Source organism: Pseudomonas sp. ABFPK, from assembly GCF_001586765.1.
In the GTDB taxonomy this organism is placed as follows: Bacteria; Pseudomonadota; Gammaproteobacteria; order Pseudomonadales; family Pseudomonadaceae; genus Aquipseudomonas; species Aquipseudomonas asiatica.
The window spans coordinates 159,845-181,024 of the sequence record NZ_LQXW01000045.1; the positions used below are offsets into that span (position 1 = coordinate 159,845).

Here is a 21,180-nt window from a genome sequence, read left to right on the forward strand (position 1 = left end):
GTGTTAGAACAATACCTGAATCATGTGCGTGAACGAGCTGTAGACGGTTTGCCTCCATTGGCGCTGAACCCGATGCAAACCTCAGACCTGGTAGAGTTGTTGAAATCACCCCCTAAAGGTCTGGAGCAACAGCTACTGGATCTGATCACTCATCGAGTGCCACCAGGAGTCGATGAGGCCGCCTATGTAAAAGCTGGCTTCCTCTCGGCCATTGCGAAAGGCAAAGCGAACTCGCCGCTCATTGAGCCAAAGCGAGCAGTAGAGCTCTTGGGTACCATGCAAGGTGGCTACAACATCGAAACGCTCGTTGAGCTTCTAGATGATGGAGACCTGGCAGAGACCGCTGCTGGGCAGCTGAAGCACACCTTGCTCATGTTTGACGCATTTCATGATGTCGCCGAACGCGCGAAGGCAGGCAACCGTGCTGCGCAGGAGGTGCTTCAATCTTGGGCCGATGGCGAGTGGTTTACCAAACGTCCTTCTATCGCGGAAAAGTACACGCTGACGGTGTTCAAGGTACCTGGTGAAACTAACACCGATGATTTGTCTCCGGCCCCTGATGCTTGGTCGCGTCCTGACATCCCGTTGCATGCCCGGGCAATGCTCAAGATGAGTAGAGACGGTATTGAGCCTGAACTACCCGGCGAAGTCGGCCCTCTGCAGCAAATTGAGAGAATTCGAGCCAAAGGATATCCGGTTGCTTACGTGGGGGATGTAGTAGGTACGGGGTCCTCTCGTAAGTCCGCCACAAACTCTGTTCTTTGGTTCTTCGGCGATGACATTCCGTACGTGCCTAACAAGCGGGCAGGTGGGTTCTGCTTCGGCAACAAGATCGCTCCAATTTTCTACAACACCATGGAGGATGCTGGGGCGTTGCCGATCGAGTTTGATGTATCGGGTCTCAACATGGGAGATATCATCGACGTGTACCCGCTGGCGGGCAAAGTCTGCCAGCATGGTTCCGATGAAGTATTGGCAAAGTTTAGCCTGAAGACCCCAGTTCTGCTGGATGAGGTGCGCGCTGGAGGCCGCATTCCGTTGATCATTGGTCGAGGATTGACTGAGAAAGCGCGCGTGGAGTTGGGTCTGGATCCATCGACGCTGTTTCATATGCCAGAGCACCCTGCTGATACGGGGAGGGGTTTCACTCTCGCACAGAAAATGGTGGGACGTGCTTGTGGTGTTGTAGGCATACGGCCAGGCACGTATTGTGAACCTAAGATGACGACGGTTGGGTCGCAGGATACCACTGGCCCGATGACGCGTGACGAGCTGAAAGATCTAGCCTGCCTAGGCTTCTCAGCAGATCTCGTGATGCAGTCCTTTTGCCATACCGCAGCGTACCCCAAGCCTGTGGATGTGGTGACTCACCACACGCTCCCGGACTTCATGAAGAACCGAGGCGGCGTATCATTGCAGCCTGGTGACGGCATCATCCATAGCTGGTTGAACCGGATGCTCCTGCCCGACACTGTGGGCACGGGCGGTGACTCGCATACCCGCTTCCCCCTGGGCATTTCATTCCCAGCAGGTTCCGGCCTTGTAGCGTTTGCAGCGGCTACCGGAGTGATGCCACTGGACATGCCTGAGTCCGTCCTGGTGCGTTTCTCCGGTAAGCTTCAGCCCGGGATCACCTTGCGTGACCTCGTCCATGCCATTCCGTACTACGCAATCAAGGAAGGGCTGTTGACCGTCGAGAAGAAAGGCAAGAAGAACGTCTTCTCGGGACGCATTCTAGAGATCGAAGGGCTAGACCACCTGACCGTCGAGCAGGCATTCGAGTTGTCTGATGCCTCCGCGGAGCGCTCTGCTGCCGGCTGTACGATCAAGCTCCCCGAGAAGGCTATTTCGGAATACCTGAGCTCAAACATCACCCTGCTGCGGTGGATGATCACTGAAGGTTACGGTGATGCCCGTTCACTGGAGCGCCGGGCAAAAGCTATGGAGGAGTGGTTGCGTGCGCCTGCTCTGATGTCAGCTGACGCCGATGCCGAATACGCAGCTGTCCTCGAGATCGATCTGAACGCTATTCGAGAACCCATCCTTTGTGCCCCAAACGACCCAGACGATGCCAGGCTGCTGTCAGATGTATTTGGTGGCAGAGTTGATGAAGTGTTTATTGGTTCGTGTATGACTAATATCGGTCACTTCCGTGCCGCAGGTCGTCTATTGGATAGGGTGGTTGGCTCAATTCCGACTCGACTTTGGCTGTCGCCGCCGACCAAAATGGATCAGCATCAACTGATTCAAGAGGGTTTTTATGGGGTGTTCAAGCGTGTCGGCGCGCGCACTGAGATCCCTGGCTGCTCGCTTTGCATGGGGAACCAGGCTCGAGTTGCGTCGAACTCCACTGTGGTGTCGACCTCAACGCGCAACTTCCCGAACCGCCTCGGCGATGGGGCAAACGTATATCTGGCTTCAGCGGAGTTAGCCTCCGTTGCCGCTATTCTTGGCAAGCTACCCAGCTTGGATGAATACATGCATTACGCAGAAATGATCGAAAAAATGTCTGGTGACATCTACAAATATCTCAGCTTCGATCAGATAGCGAGCTTTAAAATCGCCGCTGAAAGGGCGCGTATCGCAGCCGTTTCGGTCTAGCTCTGGAAAAGGACGCAAGCGGCACCGCAGAAGGGGGGCCTGAAGCAGTGCCGCTTTATTACGCGCTACGTGGTGATAGGGGCGACGTCCTTTGCGTTGGTGCAGATGGATGAACTGACAGCGACTCCGGGGCTACGTGCTGTGTCCCGGCGCAATGAAATAGAACTGCAGTCGTGGAGGGGATTGTTCTGTAGCGCACGGCAGGATAGTCGTAATGAGCATCAGAAATCAGTGAATGCATGCGAGGTTTTGGTCGCGGTCACTAAGCGCCATCTCATCTGCGCCTCGGGGATGATCCGCGTTGAAAGCTAAAGCAGGTATGAAACAGGGGTTAAATAGCCTTGATTATAAAAATCAAACTGAGATCTAGTTAAGCCCCTTATAAGGTGGGATGTAGGAAGTATCAGGATTTTTCTGAAAGCATTGATGAGAAAATATCGCCGGGCAATGGTGACTCAGAATGCTCCTGGAGCGCCTCCTCGAGTGTTACTCGCGCTGTTTCTGGCATTGGGATCGATCTTCGTGTTTGAAGGTCAACGTGAACCGTAATTTGGGCATGGGTAGCCGCTAGGGTATTGTCGCTCTGGCGGATCATTTCGTAGTATGTGATCACTTTTTTATGTCCCACCTCGACTATCCTTGCGGTCACGACCAGCGGTTCACCTTCTTTAAGTTCTCGAAGAAATTGAGTTCTGAGGTCTACCGTGAAAAAACCACAGTTGGACTTTTGTTGGTAGTCTTTGCCTAGGCCGTAAAACTTAAGTAGTTTAATTGAGCAGTCATCAAACACTGTCACATAACGTGTGGCAGTCATGTGGCCGTAATTATCCATCCAGCTGGGTTCGACAAAAAAACGAAACTCTAAAAGGTTGCTCATATTGATCCGTCCTCGATCGGTTACTATGCGGATCGTGTCACGATGTGGGTACAAAGGAAAAGGCACAAGCGAATATAACTAATGAGCCTATTAGTTTTCATTAAGGGCGAATGCTGCCGCTCTGTTCGAACATGGAATTAGCACTCGAACGACATGTTGGGGTTAACGAATCAGTCAATCCTTGCCGGATTATTGGGTTTATCAAGGCCGAAAACCTGCCTTTCGAGACAACTTATGAGCACCACGGCCACCACGTTAGAAGGCTCAAGGCCACGGTTTCCGGGCTGCAGTAGCACGCTTGAACGGGTAGATGCATGGGGTATTAGTCTGGTGCTGCAAAAAATCTAATCGGTGGCGCAAAAAATATAGTGTGTCATGTCAGCACCCACTCGATACGTTTGACACAGAGACGCGGTAGCGAACCGTGAATTCAAGTAAGAGCAAACGAGTGAGGGTTTGAAATGAGCGAACAAAAAAAAGTAGCTGTACTCGTTGGAGCGGCAGGCGGTATGGGCCTTGCAACAGTAAAGCGACTGGCGGCTGACGGCTTCAAGATTGCAGCGCTTGATCTGAATACTGCCGCAGTGGAGGAGCTGATTGCTGAGGCTGGTATCGATGGGAAGGCATATCGTATCGATGCCAGCAAGCAAGAAAACTGCAATCAGGTCGTCGAGCAAGTTGTTCGTGACTTTGGAAAAATTGACGTGCTGGTCAATCTGGTTGGCTGGACGTTGACGTCTAAATTCCTCGAAGAGAAGCGGGACTACTGGGAGAAGCTTGTCGGGATTAACTTCTTCCCTGTGCTGTTCATGACGCATGCCGTGGCTCCAATCATGATTGAGAACGGCGGTGGAAAAATCATCTTCGTCACTTCCGATGCGGCAAAAGTAGGCTCGGGCGGTGAAGCTGTATATGCAGGCCTCAAGGGCGGTGTTGTGGCATTTGCGAAAAGCGTGGCGCGTGAATTTGCCCGCTACAATATTAATGTTAACTGCACTGCGCCTGGCCCTACCGATACCCCACTTGAGCATGATCAAGATCCGGAAGTAGTAGCTCGCAGGATTAAAATTATCCCGTTCCGTCGCTGGGCCAAGCCAGAAGAACAAGCAGCTGCAGTTTCTTTCTTTGCGTCCGATAGCTCGGATTATATCACTGGCCAGGTCCTGAGTGTGAGTGGCGGTCTGACGATGTCCTGAGCACCTAACAAGCTTGGTTAGTGGTCGTACATTCAGAATTAGTAATTAGGAGTCAAATAATGAGTAAGCCAATTGATATTCTGGGGCATCTGTTTACGCCTGAATCAATCCAGAAGCACTTTCTGGAGGATGAGGAGGAACGTGCAGTCTTTGAGAACGTCGGTAGGGCATCTTCTCTGAAGGGGATCACCGTAGAAGAGTTCAAAGCCTACGCGGAGCGGGTTGGTTTGGGTCGTACTCATATCGCATCGTTCTACGGTTGGAGCTACCGTAAGCAACATCCGTATTTGCACGTAACCCCTGAAGAAGTATACGAAGTTACTAAGCAACTCCCTGGCGTTGCATATGGCCTCTTCGGTGTTAACCCCTTCGATATGCTGGACGGTGTTCGTCACCTGGAGAAGGCAGTCCGTGAGTATGGGTTCATCGGTATCCATGTGCACCCGCATGGCTTCGATCTCGGCCCTGATCACGCGTTCTATTTCCCCTACTATGCCAAGTGCGTGGAACTGGGGATCCCTGCAGTGTTCTCGATGGGTCATACACTTGACTTCATGCCTATCGAAAATGGTCGTCCGGCACGGCTCGATAAGATTGCTCTCTACTTCCCTGAACTGACCATCGTTTGTACTCATACTGGCTGGCCTTGGGTGGAAGAGGCAATTGCGCTTGCTTCGAAGCACCCGAATGTCTATCTCGGCACCTCGGCTTACGCGCCGAAGTACTGGAAGCCTGAGATGGTGAAATTCATCAACTCGTGGGGCCAAGATAAAGTCCTGTGGGGCTCGGACTTCCCGCTGGTCAAACATGATGAGGCACTTCAGCAAGTAGAAGAGCTTGGGCTCAAGGAAGCTGCAAAAGAGAAGCTTCTTTGGAAAAACGCTGAAAAAATCTTTAAGTACTCGTGATGTTTGTTGGAGGAATTCGTATGTCGTCTACACAAGTAGAATTGACGTGGAAAGGCGCAATTGCCTATATAAGAATCAATAGAGAGAGCCGACGCAATTCACTTGATAATGCCACAATCATCGAGTTCCTCCGACTTTTGGAAGAGGTTCGGCGCTCTGAGACCGTTTGCTTAGTTGTGACTGGCGAGGGTGATCGAGCATTCTGCGCCGGCTCCGATATTAAAGCGCTTGCTTCTTATTCGGCCGCGGATGCGGAATACCATACGTACCTGTTCCAGAAGCTCGCTGAGACGTTGGATGAGATGCCGTGTGCAACAATCGCGGCGATCGAGGGGGCGTGTCTCGGAGGCGGTCTGGAAATCGCACTTGCGTGCGATTATCGAATTGCTGCTAGCAATGCAACCTTCGGCTTCCCTGAAATCACCGTTGGCGCGCTACCCACTGGTGGCGGCACCGTCAGGGCTCCTCGTGCAATTGGTCTGAGCCGCTCTCGTGAACTCATGTTGTTCGGTGATCGAATCCCTGCCGAGCGTGCAGAGTCGATTGGGCTCATTAGCTCTCTCGCACCACCTGGTGAGACCCGGAGTATCGCTCTGGAGCGGGCTAAGGAACTTGCGAGTAAAACCAACCGAGACAGCGTGAAGTTGTTGAAGGCCATTCTTGTTGGAGGCGCAGGAGTTTCCGCGAAAGCCGGCCATCTCATGGCCTACCTAGCCGACGTTTCACTAGTTCGCTCCGAATCGTTCAAACAAGGCGTGTCGAGTTTTGGCGAAACGCCTCAAGCCTCGACATCTCCTAAGGCATAAAGGAACTTGATCATGGCGTTTAAAGCAGTAGTAGTTAATAAATCCGAAGCAGGTTACAAAGCAAGTCTCGCCAGCTTTGATGAAGCTGATTTGATGGAAGGTGACACTCTGATTCGAGTGTCACACTCCAGCATCAACTACAAAGATGGTTTGGCCGTAACCGGTAAGGGCCCTGTGGTTCGCCGATTCCCTCTCATTCCCGGTATCGACATGGCCGGCGTGATCGAGGAGACCACTCACCCAGGCCTGCACAAGGGGCAGCAAGTCATTCTGAACGGCTGGGGTGTGGGTGAGGTTCATCATGGTGCGTTTGCTGAAAAAGCACGTGTTCGTGGTGAATGGCTACTTCCACTGCCTGAAGGTTTCAATGCTTGGGAAGCAATGGCGATTGGTACAGCTGGTTATACCGCTGCCCTCTGTGTAAATGCGCTCAACCAAGCGGGTATTCGTCCTGAATCCGGTGATGTACTGGTTACTGGCGCTGCCGGCGGAGTTGGATCGATTGCTGTAAGCCTCCTGGCGAAGGCTGGCTGGCGGGTTGTCGCATCAACTGGTCGCGCCGAAGAAGAAAGCTATCTGCGCGAACTGGGTGCCGCTGAAATCATTAGCCGCGACGAACTCGCAGCCCCTGGCAAGGCTCTCGGTAAGGAGCGTTGGGCAGCTGCGATTGATGTGGTTGGTGGGCAGACCCTGGCCAACGTTCTCGCTTCTATCAAGTATGGCGGGGCGGTCGCTGCTTGCGGCATGGCGGGTGGTATGCCTCTGCCGGCCACTGTGGCTCCGTTTATTCTTCGTGGTGTAGCGTTGCTGGGCGTTGATTCGGTAAATGCTCCCAATGCGAAGCGAATCGAAGCTTGGAAACTGCTTCGTTCTTTGGATAAAGAACTGCTGCTCAGCCTGACCAACACCTACTCCCTGTCGGACGTTTTCAGTGTTTGTGAAGACATTCTAGAAGGAAAGGTTCGCGGTCGGTCAGTTGTGACTGTATCTGACGATCTCTCCTGAGGGTGAATTGGAAATGAGCGCAGCCAGATTTTACGACCGTAACACAGAATCGCTCTCTCGCTCGGAACTCGACAAGCTGCAGCTGGAAAAGCTGAAAGCAATGTTGATCCACGTGAATGAAACAAACGAGTTCTACCGTTCAAAGTGGGAAGCTGCGGGGGTGGATGTTCAGAAAATCCAAAGTTTTGAGGATTTTCGCAAGTATGTACCAACTGTTGAAAAATCCGATTTCCTAGAAGATCAGCTAAGCTTCCCGCCTTTTGGCAAGCGGATGGCCAGCTCGTCCTTCGAGGGCGATCGTGTGGAGATCTACACCACCAGTGGCACTAGCGGCCAAGGCGTAGAAGTCCATATCCAGAGCATGCGTGAATTGGCCGTGATGGAGCAGCTGTATGGCTACTATCTGACCTGGGCAGGCTTGAAACCTGGTGACTCAACGATGCTGACACTGCCTATCACGATGCTGGCAGGGGGGCGTGCCGAGTATCAAGGCGCGGTGGCACATGGTCTCACCACCTATCCGATCGGCAATTACGCATCACAACAGAAGGTCGATCTGATCAAGCGATTCAAGCCTAAGTCGCTGTTCGGGAGCACCTCCTACTTTGCACACCTTGCTACTCAGTTGGGTGAAGATGCCAAGAAATGTGGTGTTGAGGTTCTGCTGACAGGTCTTGAAGGTGTTGGTCCTTCATTCTTTGAACGTCTGCAGGATCAGTGGGGCGCCCGAGCGGCAGATCGTTTCGGTTGCGCTCAGATGCGGGCGGACTTCATGTTCACCGATGAGCGCGGTGTAGGCACTCCGTCTGATCCAGGCGTTTTGGTTAATACGGATCCGTTTGTTTATTTGGAAGTGCTTGATGTCAACACCGGCCTGCCCGTTGCGGATGGCGAGTTTGGTGAACTGGTGGTTACGAGCCTCTATCACTTTGATAACCCGGTCATACGGAATAGGCTTAAGGATGGCGGCATCTTCCGCAAAGGCGGTATGGGTGGGGTTCAGCGCCAATTCAGTGGCATCCAAGTGGGATCGATTACTCGCATTGACGATGTAAAGAAAATCAAAGGGATCAATGTGTATCCCCAGGCAGTAGATGACATTTTGTTCTCGCTTCCTGAAGTTGAGCAGTATGAAGTGATCTTGAGTTCGACCGCAGATTTTACGGATCAGGTGCTTGTAAATATTCAATGTCGGGACTCGGTTGCTGTCATGCCCTCTGATGGCGGAGCCCGCATCAGGTCACTCTTCAAGGAGCGGCTGGGGATAAACTTTAATGTGGCTTTCGTAGACTTTATCGAGGTAAGCGATTACAAGGCTCGCCGCTGGAAAGACCTGCGTAATCGCGATTAGTTTGCTCCCTGAAGTGTTACCGCGCCGGTTACTAAGTATTATAAATATCTAAGGAATTTGTCATGGCTCTCAGCAGCGCTGATCGAAAAGCCTTCTTAGAAGGCCCTGTAGCTCGTTTTATTGCTGATCGACTCGCGCCTATCGCGGACGAGATCGATGAGAAGGGTGAGTTTCCATTAGCGCTCTATCGAGAAATTGCAGAGCTGGGAGCCCTGGGCCTGTGTTGCCCAGAGGAATACGGCGGATTCGATGATGGCGCGGTAACGATGGTGCAGTTGCTTCAAGCGATTGCCGCAGAGAGTGTTTCGTTTGCGGTGAGCATTGCTAACTGCAGCGATTGTGCCGCACCGATTCTGGCCAAAGGGTCAGAGGCGCAGAAAAGAGAGTACGTTCCCCAGATTATATCTGGGGAAATCGTTCCGGCGTTCTGTCTCTCTGAACCTTCTGGTGGCTCGGACGTTGCCGCCATTCGGACTAAAGCAGTGCGGGATGGTGATGAGTATGTGATCACCGGTCGCAAAATGTGGATTACCAGCGCCACCGTCGCGGATCTCTTTGTGGTTTTTGCAAAAACAGACTTCACTGCAGGCCATCGAGGGATTAGTGCTTTCCTGGTGCCTCGCAATACGCCTGGGCTTGAAGTTGGCAAGGCAGAAGAGCTCCTGGGTACCCGGGCCAGCCCAACTGCCGAGGTTTCCTTCAGCGGAGTGCGTGTACCAGCAAGCGCTCTGCTGGGACAAGAAGGAGAGGGGTTCAAGCTTGCCATGTCGACACTGGATGAGTCCCGTATCCAGATCGCAGCTGTAGCCTTGGGTGCGGCAAACAAGTCGATTGAAATTGCGGTAAATTATGCTAGAGAGCGAATTCAGTTTGGTAAGCCAATCATTGAGCATCAGGGCCTTGGCTTCCTGCTTTCAGAATTGCTGATCGAACTGGCCTGCGCGCAAGAGGTTGTGGCCAAGTCAGTAGAGTTGCTCGAAAGTGGTGATCTCGAAAAGTGCAGCGTTTACGCTGCCATTGCAAAGGTCAAATGTTCTGATCTTTCAATGCGAGCAGCAATTGATGCCGCTCAAGTCCTCGGTGGCTACGGTCTTACCAAAAGTTATCCGATCGAGCGGCTTATTCGAGATAGCAAGGCACTTCAGATCTTCGAGGGCACCAACGAAATTCAAAAGTGGCTGATCGCGCGTGATTTGCAGAAGCGCGGTCTCAATCTTGCTTCGCCAATTAGCAACGACTGACTAGCGTGTTCATGATCCAAATTGCGCGAAGCTTACCGTGGTAGCTCGTTGATGTGTTCACAGAACACATCTATAAAAAGAATGCGGAGTTAGAAATGGAGAGTAGAAGCTTTATTGAATTCGAGTCGGTCAAGAAAACATACGACGGCCAGAATTTCGTGGTTCGTGATCTAAACTTGAGCGTTCAAAAGGGTGAATTCCTCACCTTGCTCGGGCCTTCTGGCTCAGGAAAGACTACATCACTCATGATGCTCGCTGGTTTTGAAAACCCAACCAGTGGGGCTATTTATCTAGATGGAAAACGCATCGATAAGATGTCGCCTCATCGTCGTGGAATTGGAGTGGTATTTCAGAACTACGCACTTTTCCCACACATGTCGATAGGCGAGAATATTGCTTTCCCCTTGAAGATGCGCGGTGTTAATTCTCGTGATGCATTGAGCGCGGCTAAGAAAGCACTAGAAAACGTTCGCCTGGGCGACCTGATCGATCGTATGCCATCTCAGCTCTCGGGTGGCCAGCAACAGCGTGTGGCGCTCGCTCGAGCACTTGTTTTCGAACCACAATTGGTCTTGATGGACGAGCCCTTGGGGGCGCTGGATAAGCAGTTGCGTGAGCACATGCAGGTCGAGATCAAGCAATTGCATGCACGCTTGGGAGTAACGATTGTTTTTGTTACTCACGATCAGGATGAAGCACTGACCATGTCGGATCGAGTTGGTGTATTCCATGATGGCGTACTGCAGCAACTGGCTCCTCCGCGTGAAATATACGAATCTCCGTCCACTGCTTTCGTTGCTCAATTTATTGGTGAGAATAACTCAATTCAAGCCAGGGTTCTTGATCGCAGCGGTGCTATATGTAGAACTCTAACTGATGATGGAGTAACGATCTTTGCTACCTCCACATCTAATCTGTCCACTGGGGATCGTGTGTCTCTGTCCCTTCGACCGGAATGTATCGAGCTAGCACCGGCTGAAAATATTGGCCTGAATTTGGCCAAGGTTGTTGTGAAAGACGTGATTTATCACGGTGACCACATTCGCCTTTTGGCTCAAGGGTGTGGCAATAATAATATTATGCTGAAACTGAAGAGTGGTGCGTCCGCGCTTCCGTTGCAGCTTAATTCAGAAGTAACTGTCGGCTGGCGTCCTGAGGATTGCCGCGCCCTTGCTGTATAGAAACTGCCTGTTCGACAAATAGAAATTTCCCTTAACAAGCTGCACGAAGATTGAAAAGAGGAAAAATAAATGAGCAGATCTACTAAAGTTGCGTTCGCAGCCTCCCTGGCTATGGCCATTAACCTTTCGCAAGCACATGCGGCAAGTGATGTGGTCACTATTACAACATGGGGCGGGTCTTATACCACTGCAATGCAGAAGGCATTTTTTGAGCCCTTCGGTAAAAACTCAGATATAAAAATTCGTGAAGATCAGTGGGATGGTTCAACCGCGCGTATCCAAGCGATGGTGGACACCCAGCAAGTTACTTGGGATCTTGTGTCATCCACAACCAACGTGGCACTGCAAGGTTGTGAAGAAGGCTGGCTGGAGAAAATTGATTATTCCAAGCTCGGTGGCAAGGAAAAATTCATGCCAGGCGCCGCAATGGAGTGCGGTGTCGCAATTGATAACTATGGTATCGTCTTTGCTTACAATAAAGACAAATATCCTGGTGGTGGCCCAACCACGATGGCAGACTTTTTTGATGTTAACAAATACCCAGGCCCAAGGGCGCTATACAAAGGGCCGAAGTACACCATGGAATTCGCCCTTATTGGCGATGGTGTTAAGCCAAGTGAAGTGTACAAGGTTCTCGCGACCGAAGAGGGCGTGAATCGAGCATTCAAAAAGCTTGATAGTATCAAGCCCAGCATCAAAGTGTGGTGGACAGCCGGAGCCCAGCCGCCTCAGCTGTTGGCAGATGGTGAGGTCTCAATGGCTATTTCTTATGACGGTCGTATCCAAGCCGCAATTAAGGAATACGGAAAGAACCTTCAGATCGTACGAGATGGTCAAGCTCTCGACTTCGATATCTGGGTAATCCCTAAGGGCGCAAAAAACCTGGCCGCTGCAGAAAAGTTTCTTCAATTTACAACAACGCCTAAGGTAGCTGCTGGCCTCTCCGATTACATTGCTTATGGGCCCGCTATTCCAAGTGCCATGCCTTTCGTGAAACCTGGCATTGTCAATGACTTGCCGAATGCCCCCGAGAATATGACGAATTCGTTTACTCTCTCGGCTGAATTCTGGGCTGATCACGAACAAGAATTGACTGAGCGGTTTAACAAATGGCTAGCGAAATGATGGAGTTGCCCGCTGTGAAGGGAGACCAGGCCGTGGCGGTCTCCAATCAGGGCAGTCTGGCAGACCTAGAGGCCAAAATACGCCGAGCCAAATTGCAGCGCCAAATTATGGCTCTTCCATTAGTTGCACCTCTCTTGTTGTTACTGATTTTCGCGTTCTTGATTCCCATTGTTTTGCTCCTCGCGCGGAGTGTTGATAATAGGGAAGTGGCAGAGATCATGCCTAGGACCTCAGCGGCCATTGCGAGTTGGGGAGGGGAGACTCCTCCCGATTCTGCTCTTTTTGAAGCGCTTGCTGAGGATCTGAGGGCAGGAAAGCCCGAGCAGGTCGCGCTTGTTGCCAAAACGCTCAATTATCATAAATCAGGCTTGAGAACTGCCGTTATGGCGGCTGCAAGGTCTGCGCGAGCGAATCCTTCAGGAAACGCGCTTGATTATCTACCGAGCGCAAATGCAGCGTGGGGGAATGTAGAGACCTGGGGGGCTGTTAAGCAGGCGTTACCTCGCTTTACTGACTTCTACCTGCTTGCAGCTTTAGACCTGAAACGTAATGCAGTGGGTGACATTGTTGCCGCATCCCCTGAAAGTTCGGTGTATCGCGAGGTGCTCTATAGAACGTTCTATATTAGCTTTCTGACTACCATGATATGCCTGCTTGTGGCATACCCGCTAGCATATATAATTAGCAAAGCGACTCCGCGTGGTGCTAATTTTATTTTGCTCATGGTCCTACTGTCTTTCTGGACTCCACTGTTGGTGAGGAATACTTCCTGGCTTGTTGTATTGCAGAGTAATGGAGCATTGAACTCGTTCTTTGCATTAATAGGAATTATATCTCCCTCAGAGCCGCTAGAACTTGTGCATAATCGGGTAGGTGTACTTATTGCGATGGTGCATACGCTCTTACCGTTCATGGTCTTGCCGATTTATAGCGCAATGAGGTCGATGTCGCCGAATTACATGAGGGCAGCTTTGTCTTTGGGGGCTCCACCATTTAAGGCGTTCCTCAGGGTCTATCTGCCTCTTTCACTCCCAGGTGTGAGTGCAGGTTGTTTGTTGGTGTTCATCTTGGCCCTGGGGTACTACATTACCCCTGCGTTAGTTGGCGGGCCTAGCGATCAAATGATTGCTGGATATATCAATCAGTTTACAAGCGGAACGATAAACTGGGGTATGGCTGCAGCTCTGAGTCTAGTCCTAGTCATCTCCGTGCTTGTGCTTTATTTTCTCTATGCTCGCATAGTTGGCATCGAAAAATTGAAGATGGGTTGATTATGAACACAGTATATGATTACGTGCTTGGCCGGTTAGCAAAATGCCTGGTATGGGTGTTCTGCGGGGTAGCCATGGTGTTTCTAGTGGCTCCAATTCTTTCGGTTATTCCTCTCTCGTTTAATTCGGAACCGTTCTTCAGTTACCCTTTGGCAGGTTTCTCGTTCCGCTGGTATGAGGAGTTTTTTAACTCCCCGGAGTGGCAGTTGGCTCTGCGCAATAGTTTCATAGTTGCAGTGTTTTCGACTGTTTGTGCTTGTACGTTGGGGACTTTGGCGGCGCTTGGTGTGAACCGTCGTGACTGTCCATTCAAAAGTATATTGATGGCCGTCCTGATTTCTCCGATGATCATCCCTGTTATTGTAAGTGCGGTGGGGATGTATTATGCATTTGCCGATGTCGGATTGATCAACAGTCTTACGGGCCTGGTCGTTGCACACACGGTGTTAAGTACCCCGTTTGTGGTGGTGACTGTAATGGCAACGTTAGCCTCCTTTGATAATAATCTTCTTCGAGCGGCAGCGAGCTTGGGCGCAAGTCCTCTACGGGCTTTTCGGTTGGTAATGTTGCCTTTGATAGCTCCAGGTATTGCTTCTGGCGCACTCTTTGCGTTCGTTACTTCATTAGAAGAGGTCGTGGTTGCTCTTTACTTGGCGGGCCCTGAGCAGCGCACGCTGCCCCGAGAAATGTGGTCAGGTATCAAGCAGCAAATTACTCCAACTATCTTGGCTGTGGCAACGTGCGTTGTGGCTTTCTCGATTTTGCTTCAACTTACCGTGCAGTGGCTGAGAGGTCGTGCAGCAAGGCGGTCGGCAAAATTCGCTAGTGAGGTAATTTGATTCAGCGCTGAATAATTATTCTTTTGTTGCTCCAGAGCCTTTAGTTGCGGTGACCTTTTTCTGGGGCGGCGGCAAGTGCAGATATGCAGCGGATGCATATTTGTGCTTGCCGCCTTTTTGCGTATGACTTTATTATTTTGCCGATTGTTGGAATTCCGATATTATCCATTCCCTGAAGTCGCTGATGGATTTTTCTCTTGCGGTAGGCTTTGTGTACAGGTAATAGTAGATCTTGAAAGTAGGAAAGTCCCCAAATGGGGTGATTAACTCTCCAGATTCAATTTTTTCCCTCATGAATGAGGCGGATCCGAGAACTAGCCCGTGACCAACTAGTGCGGCTTTCTCAAGAACAACTGGGTCATCAACAACCATTCCGCGATGAGCTAAGCTTGGATCAATGTTTGCTAACCTACACCATGCCTCCCACCAGCTATGGTCGAACTCATGTACAAGGTTAAATTTTGAAAATTCGCTGAGGGCAAGAGAGGTAACGCCATGAGTCAAAGAAGCGTTGCAGGTGGGTAATAATTCGTCAGTCAAAAGTGGTTCGTAGTTGATATCATGCAGTTGATCGGCAGAATAGAATATTTTTAGGTCAAAATCGTCTGTGTCCTTTGTTGGGGTTTTTAATGAGTTGTGCAACACGATATCGGCGCTGGTGTGATCAGCAAGATACCTATTCAGCCTGGGTAGTAGCCAGTGTGCAGAAAGTAATGGAGTAACGCTCAGCACGATTTTTCGATTTGACTTGCTGGAAGTTATTTTGTCGAAAGTTCCAGCTAGCATGTCTAGACATTCTATGCTTGTTTTAAGTAGCTCTTCTCCTTCTGGGGTTAGTTCCACTCGCTGGTGTAGCCGTGTAAGTAGCGAGACACCTATTTTTTCTTCTAGCTGTTTTACTTGATGGCTAACTGCAGCTTGAGTGACATTCAATTCATGGGCCGCCAGCGTAAAGCTTAGATGACGTCCGACGGACTCAAAATATCGTACTGCCAAAAGCGATGGAAGCTTTCTGTTCATAGACACCTACACCATGAGCGAAGTAAATGCTTAAGCAAGTTCTGTGCCTTTAATGGTTGCTTGAAGATTTCTTTTGTAATAACGAATGGCCGCTCAAGGATGCGGCATTGATAGATGTTTGGGGTATCTTGCTGCTCGTTTCTGCGCGTAGTATTCATGCCTGCCGCTTGACTGTGAGTCGCGATTAAAACGTTACGGATCTTCCCACATTATCGGGTGATTAATCGTATCGCACAATAACTTGTAACATCAGGTGGTCCTTTGCTTGATAGCGTGAAAAGATCACTCTTATGATTTTGATAGCATTTTGCAAACCATTCTGACCTCTTTTGGTGCGCATTTGGCTATCTGAAGGCAGCATGGTGCTACTTTTATCCATTGCTGCTCGATAATGTGGCTAACCTCGTGGATTACTTGATATTGTTGAGCAGTTCTAGGGTGCATCTCGCTTGGTTAGCTAAGCTTGCGAGTTTGATGGGGCAAGGATTTCCCTGCAGGCTCGTTCGCGTAGGGTAGCATTAGGCTCTGTACGAAAAGAGATGTCGCAAACACCGCATGGAACAAGCCAGCGAGACCATGGCGGCATAGCTTTTCGCGAGCTTGTCAAAGCGTGTCACGATCCGACGGTTCTCTTTCAGCCAGCCAAACATGCGCTCGATGACGTTGCGCTGCCGATACTTGGGCCGATCAAACAGTCTGGGTAAGCCAGGCTTGGGCTTGCGCTTCATCGAGCGCATCGGGATGACGGGTTGCATTCGATATTGGTCGCAGTAGCGGCGCAGCGCTTCAGCGTCGTAGCCCTTGTCTGCAAGCAACCACTTGCAGCGTTTACGCGGGCGGCCACGTTGGGCCGATGGAATGCTGACTTCGTCCAGCAGTGGTTGCGCGTAGCTGATGTCACTGGCTTGACCGCCAGAGAGGAGGAAGCGCAACGGTGTCCCGTTGGCGTCGCAGAGCATGTGAATCTTGGTTGTCAGGCCACCGCGACTGCGGCCTAGAGCGTGATCGGCAGGCTCGTCAGGCCCCCTTTTTTCCCGGCGCCGGAAGAGGCTCGGGTTGCGCGCACAGCAGTTGAGTCGATCATCCAGGTTTGCAAATCGATCAAGCCTTGCTCATTCAATCTCAGGTGCAAGCGTTTGAGCATCTGATCGAATGTCCCCTGGTTTCGCCAACCCCGAAAGCGTTGATACACCGTTGACCACGGCCCAAAGCGCTCAGGCATATCTCGCCACGCAGCACCCGAGCAAAGCACCCAGAGCACGCCGTCGAGCATCAGGCGGTCGCTCAGGCGGGGCCGCCCCCGGCCATGTGTTTCGGTGAAGAGATCAGCAACCACAATCCAGGCCTCATCCGAGAGTTCGTAACGCTTCGCCATCACAGAATTCCTTTCCGTAGATGGCGGGGAACCCTACAGAATTTCAGCTTCCGAGGGGCGTCGATTCAGTTTCTCGGGATTTCGTACAGAACCTAGTATTGATATAGGGTTTATGCATTGACTATCGAATTTTTTTGGTGCCCGTCAACTCTGTTTGTCGCTCAGTTGTCATGCGGCTAATGCATATTAGGAATTTGTTATAAATGGTGATAGGTTGTTCGAGAATGCGTCGCAAAAAGGGTCAGTCGCCGTTTACGTTGAGTTGCAACTCCTTTAAAAAGCGTTCGAGTATCAGATTTTGTCTGCGCCCTTTTCGCGTGGCGATGGCGATCTTCGAGTCAAAATAGAGCTTGCCAGGGTCTAGGGCGGTCATTAGGCCTTTTTCCACCCATGCTGCGGCATAATGGTCAGGTAGGAACCCAATGTATGTACCTGTCAAAATCAAAAAAGCGATACCTTCTCGGTCAGTTGCTGTCGCAGCCAAACTGAGCCGTTGGTGTAGGCCAATAGCTTCGGCTGGCATTCGGTAGGCGGGTATGACTGCATCTGCCTGCGATAGTTGTTCCACTGTCACTGAGGTCGGATGCTTGTAGAGCGGGTGCTCATGGCTGCAGTACAAGCTAGACCGCTCTTCATACAGCAGGCTGTAGTCCAGGCCCGACAAAGGAGTAATGAGTGGCACGGCACCAACGTGTAATCGGCCATCCAGCAGGCCGCGTTCGATTTCTCCCGGTGTGCTCATACTAAGATTGATCCGCACACCGCTGCCTTCAGCTCGCACCGCCTTAAGGGCGTTGGTTATGCGCATTCTAGGCTGCGTGACTAGGTTATTGACGATAGCCACGTTCAGGTCGCCACGCAGTTGCTGGTGCATCTGGTTCACCTCAGTTCGAAACCCCTCAATGGCTACGAGTACGGTTTCGCTGGCACGCAGTACCTCCCGGCCTTCATCGGTCAACGCAAAGCCAGCCCGACCGCGTTGACACAAACGCATGCCCAGCCGTTTCTCCAGATCGCCCATGTGCAAGCTGATGGCCGAGCGGGTAATTCCCAGCGCGCTCTCTGCGCCGGAGAAGCTGCCGCACTCGGCTACGGTTTTGAATATGCGCAGCAATCTCAGGTCGAAATCACTCACCTGGTGAAGGTTTTTTTTCGGGCTCATGCGTGAGTTTTCCGATAACCGAATTAAAGGAAGTTCAGATTTAACGCATATGACGATTGGGTTCAAGCTAGACCTCATTAACCCAGCTCAGGATCACCGCCATGAATCAGGCCGTGCAGACAAGAACCCCCCTGGCCAGCGAACTTAAGCTTGAGTCCCACTGGATGCCGTTCTCCTCGAACCGTAATTTCCGCAAGGACCCCCGCTTTATCGTTGGCGCCAAAGGCAACTGGTTAATCGACGAGCATGGGCGCAAGGTCTTCGACAGCCTATCCGGTTTGTGGACCTGCGGAGCGGGCCATTCACGTCAGGAAATTGCCACTGCTGTAGCACAGCAGCTTATGACCTTGGACTATTCCCCGGCTTTTCAGTACGGCCATCCGCTGTCGTTCAAGCTGTCAGAGAAGCTTGCCGGCATGATGCCGGGTGATCTCAATCATGTTTTCTTCACCGGATCCGGCTCTGAGTGTGCCGATACCGCCATCAAAATGGCGCGAGCCTACTGGAGGCTGAATGGTAAGCCCCAAAAAACAAAGCTCATTGGAAGGGCTCGTGGCTATCATGGTGTGAACGTCGCAGGTACTTCATTGGGCGGCATCGGCGGCAACCGCAAGATGTTCGGGCAACTGATGGATGTCGACCACCTGTCGCACACCCTGCAACCCGACCTGGCATTCACCAAGGGCGCTGCTGAGACTGGCGGTGTAGCTCTGGCCAACGAGCTGCTGAAACTGATTGAACTCCACGACGCCTCGAACATCGCGGCAGTCATCGTCGAGCCTATGTCCGGCTCGGCAGGGGTGTTAGTGCCACCTCAAGGATATCTGGAGCGACTGCGTGAAATCTGCAACCAGCACGACATACTGCTGATCTTTGACGAAGTTATCACTGCTTTCGGCCGGATGGGCACCGTCACCGGTGCCGATTACTTCGGAGTCACTCCAGACCTGATGAACGTCGCGAAGCAGATCACCAACGGTGCCATCCCAATGGGGGCAGTGATTGCCAGCAGCAGAATTTATGATGCGTTCATGTACCAGGCCGCACCTGAATATGCGGTCGAATTCGCCCATGGTTATACCTACTCTGCCCATCCAGTCGCTTGTGCAGCCGCGTTAGCCAACCTGGAACTGTTAGAGAAGGAACACCTTATTCAGCAATCCGCGGAGCTGGCTCCTCACTTTGAAAATGCCATACACGGCCTCAAAGGTGCGAAGCACATCGTCGATATACGCAATTGCGGGTTGGCTGGTGCGCTGCAGATCGCACCTCGTGACGGCGATGGCATGGTCCGCCCCTTTGAGGCCGGCATGGCGCTTTGGAAGGCCGGTTTCTATGTCCGCTTCGGTGGTGACACCCTTCAGTTCGGCCCAACTTTCAACACAAAAATCCAGGATCTGGATCGCCTGTTCGATGCCGTCGGGGAGGTACTGCAGGGTATCAGCTGATCGGCTCACCGCCTTTGAACTTCATATCAATCCGCAGCTTTAGATAATGCTTTGAGGAAAGAAGATGACCAGTATTAAGCACTTGATCCATGGTGAACACGTCGCAGACGATGCTCGCACCACTGACGTATTCAACCCTTCCACCGGTCAAGCGATTCACAAGCTTGGTTTGGCAAGTCGTGCCACGGTGCAGAAGGCCATCGAATCTGCTCAAGCTGCTTTTCCTGCTTGGCGCAACACTCCTCCAGCTAAGCGTGCTCAAGTGATGTTCCGCTTCAAACAACTGCTGGAGGCTAATGAGCTTCGTATCGCCAAGCTCATCAGTGAAGAGCACGGTAAGACTATCGAAGATGCCGTCGGCGAGCTTAAGCGTGGTATTGACAACGTAGAGTTCGCGTCAGCTGCCCCAGAGTTGCTCAAGGGTGATTACAGTCGCAACGTCGGTCCAAATATTGACGCCTGGAGTGATCTACAGCCAATCGGCGTTGTCGCCGGCATTACCCCTTTCAACTTCCCGGCCATGGTGCCACTGTGGATGTACCCGCTTGCTATCGCCTGCGGCAATTGCTTCATTCTCAAACCGTCAGAGCGTGACCCGAGCTCCACGCTGCTGATTGCCGAACTGCTTCACGAAGCTGGCCTGCCTAAAGGCGTGCTAAATGTGGTGCATGGCGACAAGGAAGCTGTGGATGCTCTGATCGAAGCGCCGGAAGTGAAAGCATTGAGCTTTGTTGGTTCGACTCCGATCGCTGAGTACATTTATTCTGAGGGCACTAAGCGTGGCAAGCGGGTCCAGGCCCTGGGCGGCGCGAAGAACCACGCGGTACTGATGCCGGATGCGGAACTGGACAATGCCGTCAGCGCGTTGATGGGCGCTGCCTACGGTTCATGCGGCGAACGCTGCATGGCTATCTCTGTGTCGGTATGCGTTGGTGACCAAGTGGCCGATGCGTTGATTGCGAAGCTGGAGCCGCAAATCAAAGCGCTGAAGATTGGCGCCGGTACAGAAACCGGATTGGACATGGGCCCGCTTGTCACCGCTGCCGCCCGTGACAAGGTGCTGGGTTATATCGATGACGGTGTTGCTGCAGGTGCCAAGGTCGTCGTGGATGGTCGTGGCTTCATGGTTCGTGGCAATGAGGATGGCTTCTTCGTCGGTGGCACCTTGTTCGACCACGTCACTCCAGAGATGCGTATCTATAAGGAAGAGATCTTTGGCCCAGTGCTGTGCGTAGTTCGCGTGAACAGCCTGGAAGAAGCGATCAAGCTGATCAACGACCACGAGTACGGCAATGGCACCTGCATCTTCACCCGTGACGGCGAGTCAGCACGTCTGTTCTGCGACGAGATCGAAGTGGGGATGGTTGGTGTCAACGTACCGCTGCCAGTGCCAGTGAGCTACCACAGTTTTGGCGGCTGGAAGCGTTCGCTGTTTGGGGATCTACATGCTTATGGTCCTGATGGCGTCCGATTTTACACCCGCAAGAAAGCCATCACCCAGCGTTGGCCGAAGCGCACTAGCCATGAAGCTGCGCAGTTCGCATTCCCGAGCAATAGTTAACTAACTATCTCTGCTCAGGCGGCAGCGTCATCGACCCTTAAGTAGCTGTAAGAGTCGATGCCGCTGTGGCAGGAAAATCACGTATGTAAAGAATTCGATTTCTCACCACTTGTCGAAAGCGCATGCTGGAGACCTCGCCACCATCTCACTGGTGGCATTTCTTTTCAAACTCGCGCAAGCATTTTCTCTGCAAGCTCTGGATGAAGTTTCAGT

At 51.7% G+C, this 21,180-nt stretch carries 17 protein-coding genes; 13 read left to right on the forward strand and 4 right to left on the reverse strand.

The window, feature by feature from the left end; translation table 11 throughout:
- Positions 1–2,601, forward strand: a complete 2,601-nt coding sequence (gene acnB, locus WM94_RS22760) for a bifunctional aconitate hydratase 2/2-methylisocitrate dehydratase (protein ID WP_038410410.1) — start codon at positions 1–3, stop codon at positions 2,599–2,601.
- A gap of 403 nt (positions 2,602–3,004) precedes the next feature.
- On the opposite strand, the gene WM94_RS22765 is transcribed toward acnB, so the two are convergent.
- Positions 3,005–3,478, reverse strand: coding sequence for a thioesterase family protein (locus tag WM94_RS22765; protein WP_013972336.1), 474 nt, complete (start codon positions 3,476–3,478; stop codon positions 3,005–3,007).
- 461 nt (positions 3,479–3,939) lie between these two features.
- On the opposite strand from WM94_RS22765, the gene WM94_RS22770 reads away from it, so the two are divergent.
- The 10 genes from WM94_RS22770 to WM94_RS22815 all read left to right on the forward strand — a co-directional run bounded on the left by WM94_RS22770 (position 3,940) and on the right by WM94_RS22815 (position 14,401).
- The gene (locus WM94_RS22770; protein WP_013972337.1) at positions 3,940–4,674 is read left to right on the forward strand and encodes an SDR family NAD(P)-dependent oxidoreductase; all 735 of its coding nucleotides are present in this window, start codon (positions 3,940–3,942) and stop codon (positions 4,672–4,674) included.
- A gap of 59 nt (positions 4,675–4,733) precedes the next feature.
- Positions 4,734–5,582 carry an amidohydrolase family protein gene (locus tag WM94_RS22775; protein ID WP_049798444.1) on the forward strand — a complete coding sequence of 283 codons (849 nt, stop codon included), beginning with the start codon at positions 4,734–4,736 and terminating at the stop codon, positions 5,580–5,582.
- Positions 5,583–5,602: 20 nt separating this feature from the next.
- Positions 5,603–6,388 (forward strand): enoyl-CoA hydratase/isomerase family protein, encoded by a 786-nt coding sequence (locus WM94_RS22780; protein WP_049798445.1) that lies wholly within the window; start codon positions 5,603–5,605, stop codon positions 6,386–6,388.
- Between the two features lie 12 nt (positions 6,389–6,400).
- Positions 6,401–7,393, forward strand: coding sequence for an MDR family oxidoreductase (locus tag WM94_RS22785; protein ID WP_013972339.1), 993 nt, complete (start codon positions 6,401–6,403; stop codon positions 7,391–7,393).
- 13 nt (positions 7,394–7,406) lie between these two features.
- A complete protein-coding gene (locus tag WM94_RS22790) occupies positions 7,407–8,744 on the forward strand; it encodes a phenylacetate--CoA ligase family protein (protein ID WP_038409449.1) in 1,338 nt (445 codons plus the stop codon).
- A gap of 62 nt (positions 8,745–8,806) precedes the next feature.
- The gene (locus WM94_RS22795) at positions 8,807–9,985 is read left to right on the forward strand and encodes an acyl-CoA dehydrogenase family protein (RefSeq protein ID WP_013972341.1); all 1,179 of its coding nucleotides are present in this window, start codon (positions 8,807–8,809) and stop codon (positions 9,983–9,985) included.
- Positions 9,986–10,080: 95 nt separating this feature from the next.
- Complete coding sequence (locus WM94_RS29595; RefSeq protein ID WP_080563775.1) at positions 10,081–11,166, forward strand: ABC transporter ATP-binding protein; 1,086 nt, start codon at positions 10,081–10,083, stop codon at positions 11,164–11,166.
- Between the two features lie 69 nt (positions 11,167–11,235).
- Complete coding sequence (locus WM94_RS22805; protein ID WP_038409451.1) at positions 11,236–12,291, forward strand: polyamine ABC transporter substrate-binding protein; 1,056 nt, start codon at positions 11,236–11,238, stop codon at positions 12,289–12,291.
- 14 nt (positions 12,292–12,305) lie between these two features.
- A complete protein-coding gene (locus WM94_RS22810; protein ID WP_256207039.1) occupies positions 12,306–13,562 on the forward strand; it encodes an ABC transporter permease in 1,257 nt (418 codons plus the stop codon).
- A 2-nt stretch (positions 13,563–13,564) separates the two neighbouring features.
- Positions 13,565–14,401: an ABC transporter permease gene (locus WM94_RS22815; RefSeq protein ID WP_044047000.1), complete on the forward strand. Its 837-nt coding sequence runs from the start codon at positions 13,565–13,567 to the stop codon at positions 14,399–14,401.
- 132 nt (positions 14,402–14,533) lie between these two features.
- Here the strand turns inward: WM94_RS22815 and WM94_RS29600 are convergent, their stop codons facing one another.
- From WM94_RS29600 to WM94_RS22830, 3 genes are all read right to left on the reverse strand, one after another.
- The gene (locus WM94_RS29600; RefSeq protein ID WP_082810618.1) at positions 14,534–15,421 is read right to left on the reverse strand and encodes a LysR family transcriptional regulator; all 888 of its coding nucleotides are present in this window, start codon (positions 15,419–15,421) and stop codon (positions 14,534–14,536) included.
- A 518-nt stretch (positions 15,422–15,939) separates the two neighbouring features.
- A protein-coding gene (locus WM94_RS29605) for an IS5 family transposase (RefSeq protein ID WP_085982917.1) occupies positions 15,940–16,796 on the reverse strand; the annotation gives its coding sequence in 2 pieces (ribosomal slippage) (positions 15,940–16,452 and positions 16,455–16,796; 855 coding nt in all).
- A 241-nt stretch (positions 16,797–17,037) separates the two neighbouring features.
- Positions 17,038–17,958: a LysR family transcriptional regulator gene (locus WM94_RS22830; RefSeq protein WP_013972347.1), complete on the reverse strand. Its 921-nt coding sequence runs from the start codon at positions 17,956–17,958 to the stop codon at positions 17,038–17,040.
- A 101-nt stretch (positions 17,959–18,059) separates the two neighbouring features.
- Between WM94_RS22830 and WM94_RS22835 the strand changes: the two genes are divergently transcribed.
- Positions 18,060–19,406, forward strand: coding sequence for an aspartate aminotransferase family protein (locus WM94_RS22835; protein ID WP_013972348.1), 1,347 nt, complete (start codon positions 18,060–18,062; stop codon positions 19,404–19,406).
- Between the two features lie 64 nt (positions 19,407–19,470).
- A complete protein-coding gene (locus WM94_RS22840; RefSeq protein WP_038409454.1) occupies positions 19,471–20,967 on the forward strand; it encodes a CoA-acylating methylmalonate-semialdehyde dehydrogenase in 1,497 nt (498 codons plus the stop codon).
- Positions 20,968–21,180 lie beyond the last annotated feature (213 nt).

Coding starts and splice junctions, on each gene's coding strand:
- WM94_RS22795 (WP_013972341.1), top strand. CDS start 8,807: ATGGCTCTCAGCAGCGCTGATCGAAAAGCCTTCTTAGAAGGCCCTGTA.
- WM94_RS22835 (WP_013972348.1), top strand. CDS start 18,060: ATGAATCAGGCCGTGCAGACAAGAACCCCCCTGGCCAGCGAACTTAAG.
- WM94_RS22840 (WP_038409454.1), top strand. CDS start 19,471: ATGACCAGTATTAAGCACTTGATCCATGGTGAACACGTCGCAGACGAT.
- WM94_RS22830 (WP_013972347.1), bottom strand. CDS start 17,958: ATGAGCCCGAAAAAAAACCTTCACCAGGTGAGTGATTTCGACCTGAGA.
- WM94_RS22765 (WP_013972336.1), bottom strand. CDS start 3,478: ATGAGCAACCTTTTAGAGTTTCGTTTTTTTGTCGAACCCAGCTGGATG.
- WM94_RS22785 (WP_013972339.1), top strand. CDS start 6,401: ATGGCGTTTAAAGCAGTAGTAGTTAATAAATCCGAAGCAGGTTACAAA.
- WM94_RS22790 (WP_038409449.1), top strand. CDS start 7,407: ATGAGCGCAGCCAGATTTTACGACCGTAACACAGAATCGCTCTCTCGC.
- WM94_RS29600 (WP_082810618.1), bottom strand. CDS start 15,421: ATGAACAGAAAGCTTCCATCGCTTTTGGCAGTACGATATTTTGAGTCC.
- WM94_RS22770 (WP_013972337.1), top strand. CDS start 3,940: ATGAGCGAACAAAAAAAAGTAGCTGTACTCGTTGGAGCGGCAGGCGGT.
- WM94_RS22815 (WP_044047000.1), top strand. CDS start 13,565: ATGAACACAGTATATGATTACGTGCTTGGCCGGTTAGCAAAATGCCTG.
- WM94_RS22775 (WP_049798444.1), top strand. CDS start 4,734: ATGAGTAAGCCAATTGATATTCTGGGGCATCTGTTTACGCCTGAATCA.
- WM94_RS29595 (WP_080563775.1), top strand. CDS start 10,081: ATGGAGAGTAGAAGCTTTATTGAATTCGAGTCGGTCAAGAAAACATAC.
- WM94_RS22780 (WP_049798445.1), top strand. CDS start 5,603: ATGTCGTCTACACAAGTAGAATTGACGTGGAAAGGCGCAATTGCCTAT.
- WM94_RS22805 (WP_038409451.1), top strand. CDS start 11,236: ATGAGCAGATCTACTAAAGTTGCGTTCGCAGCCTCCCTGGCTATGGCC.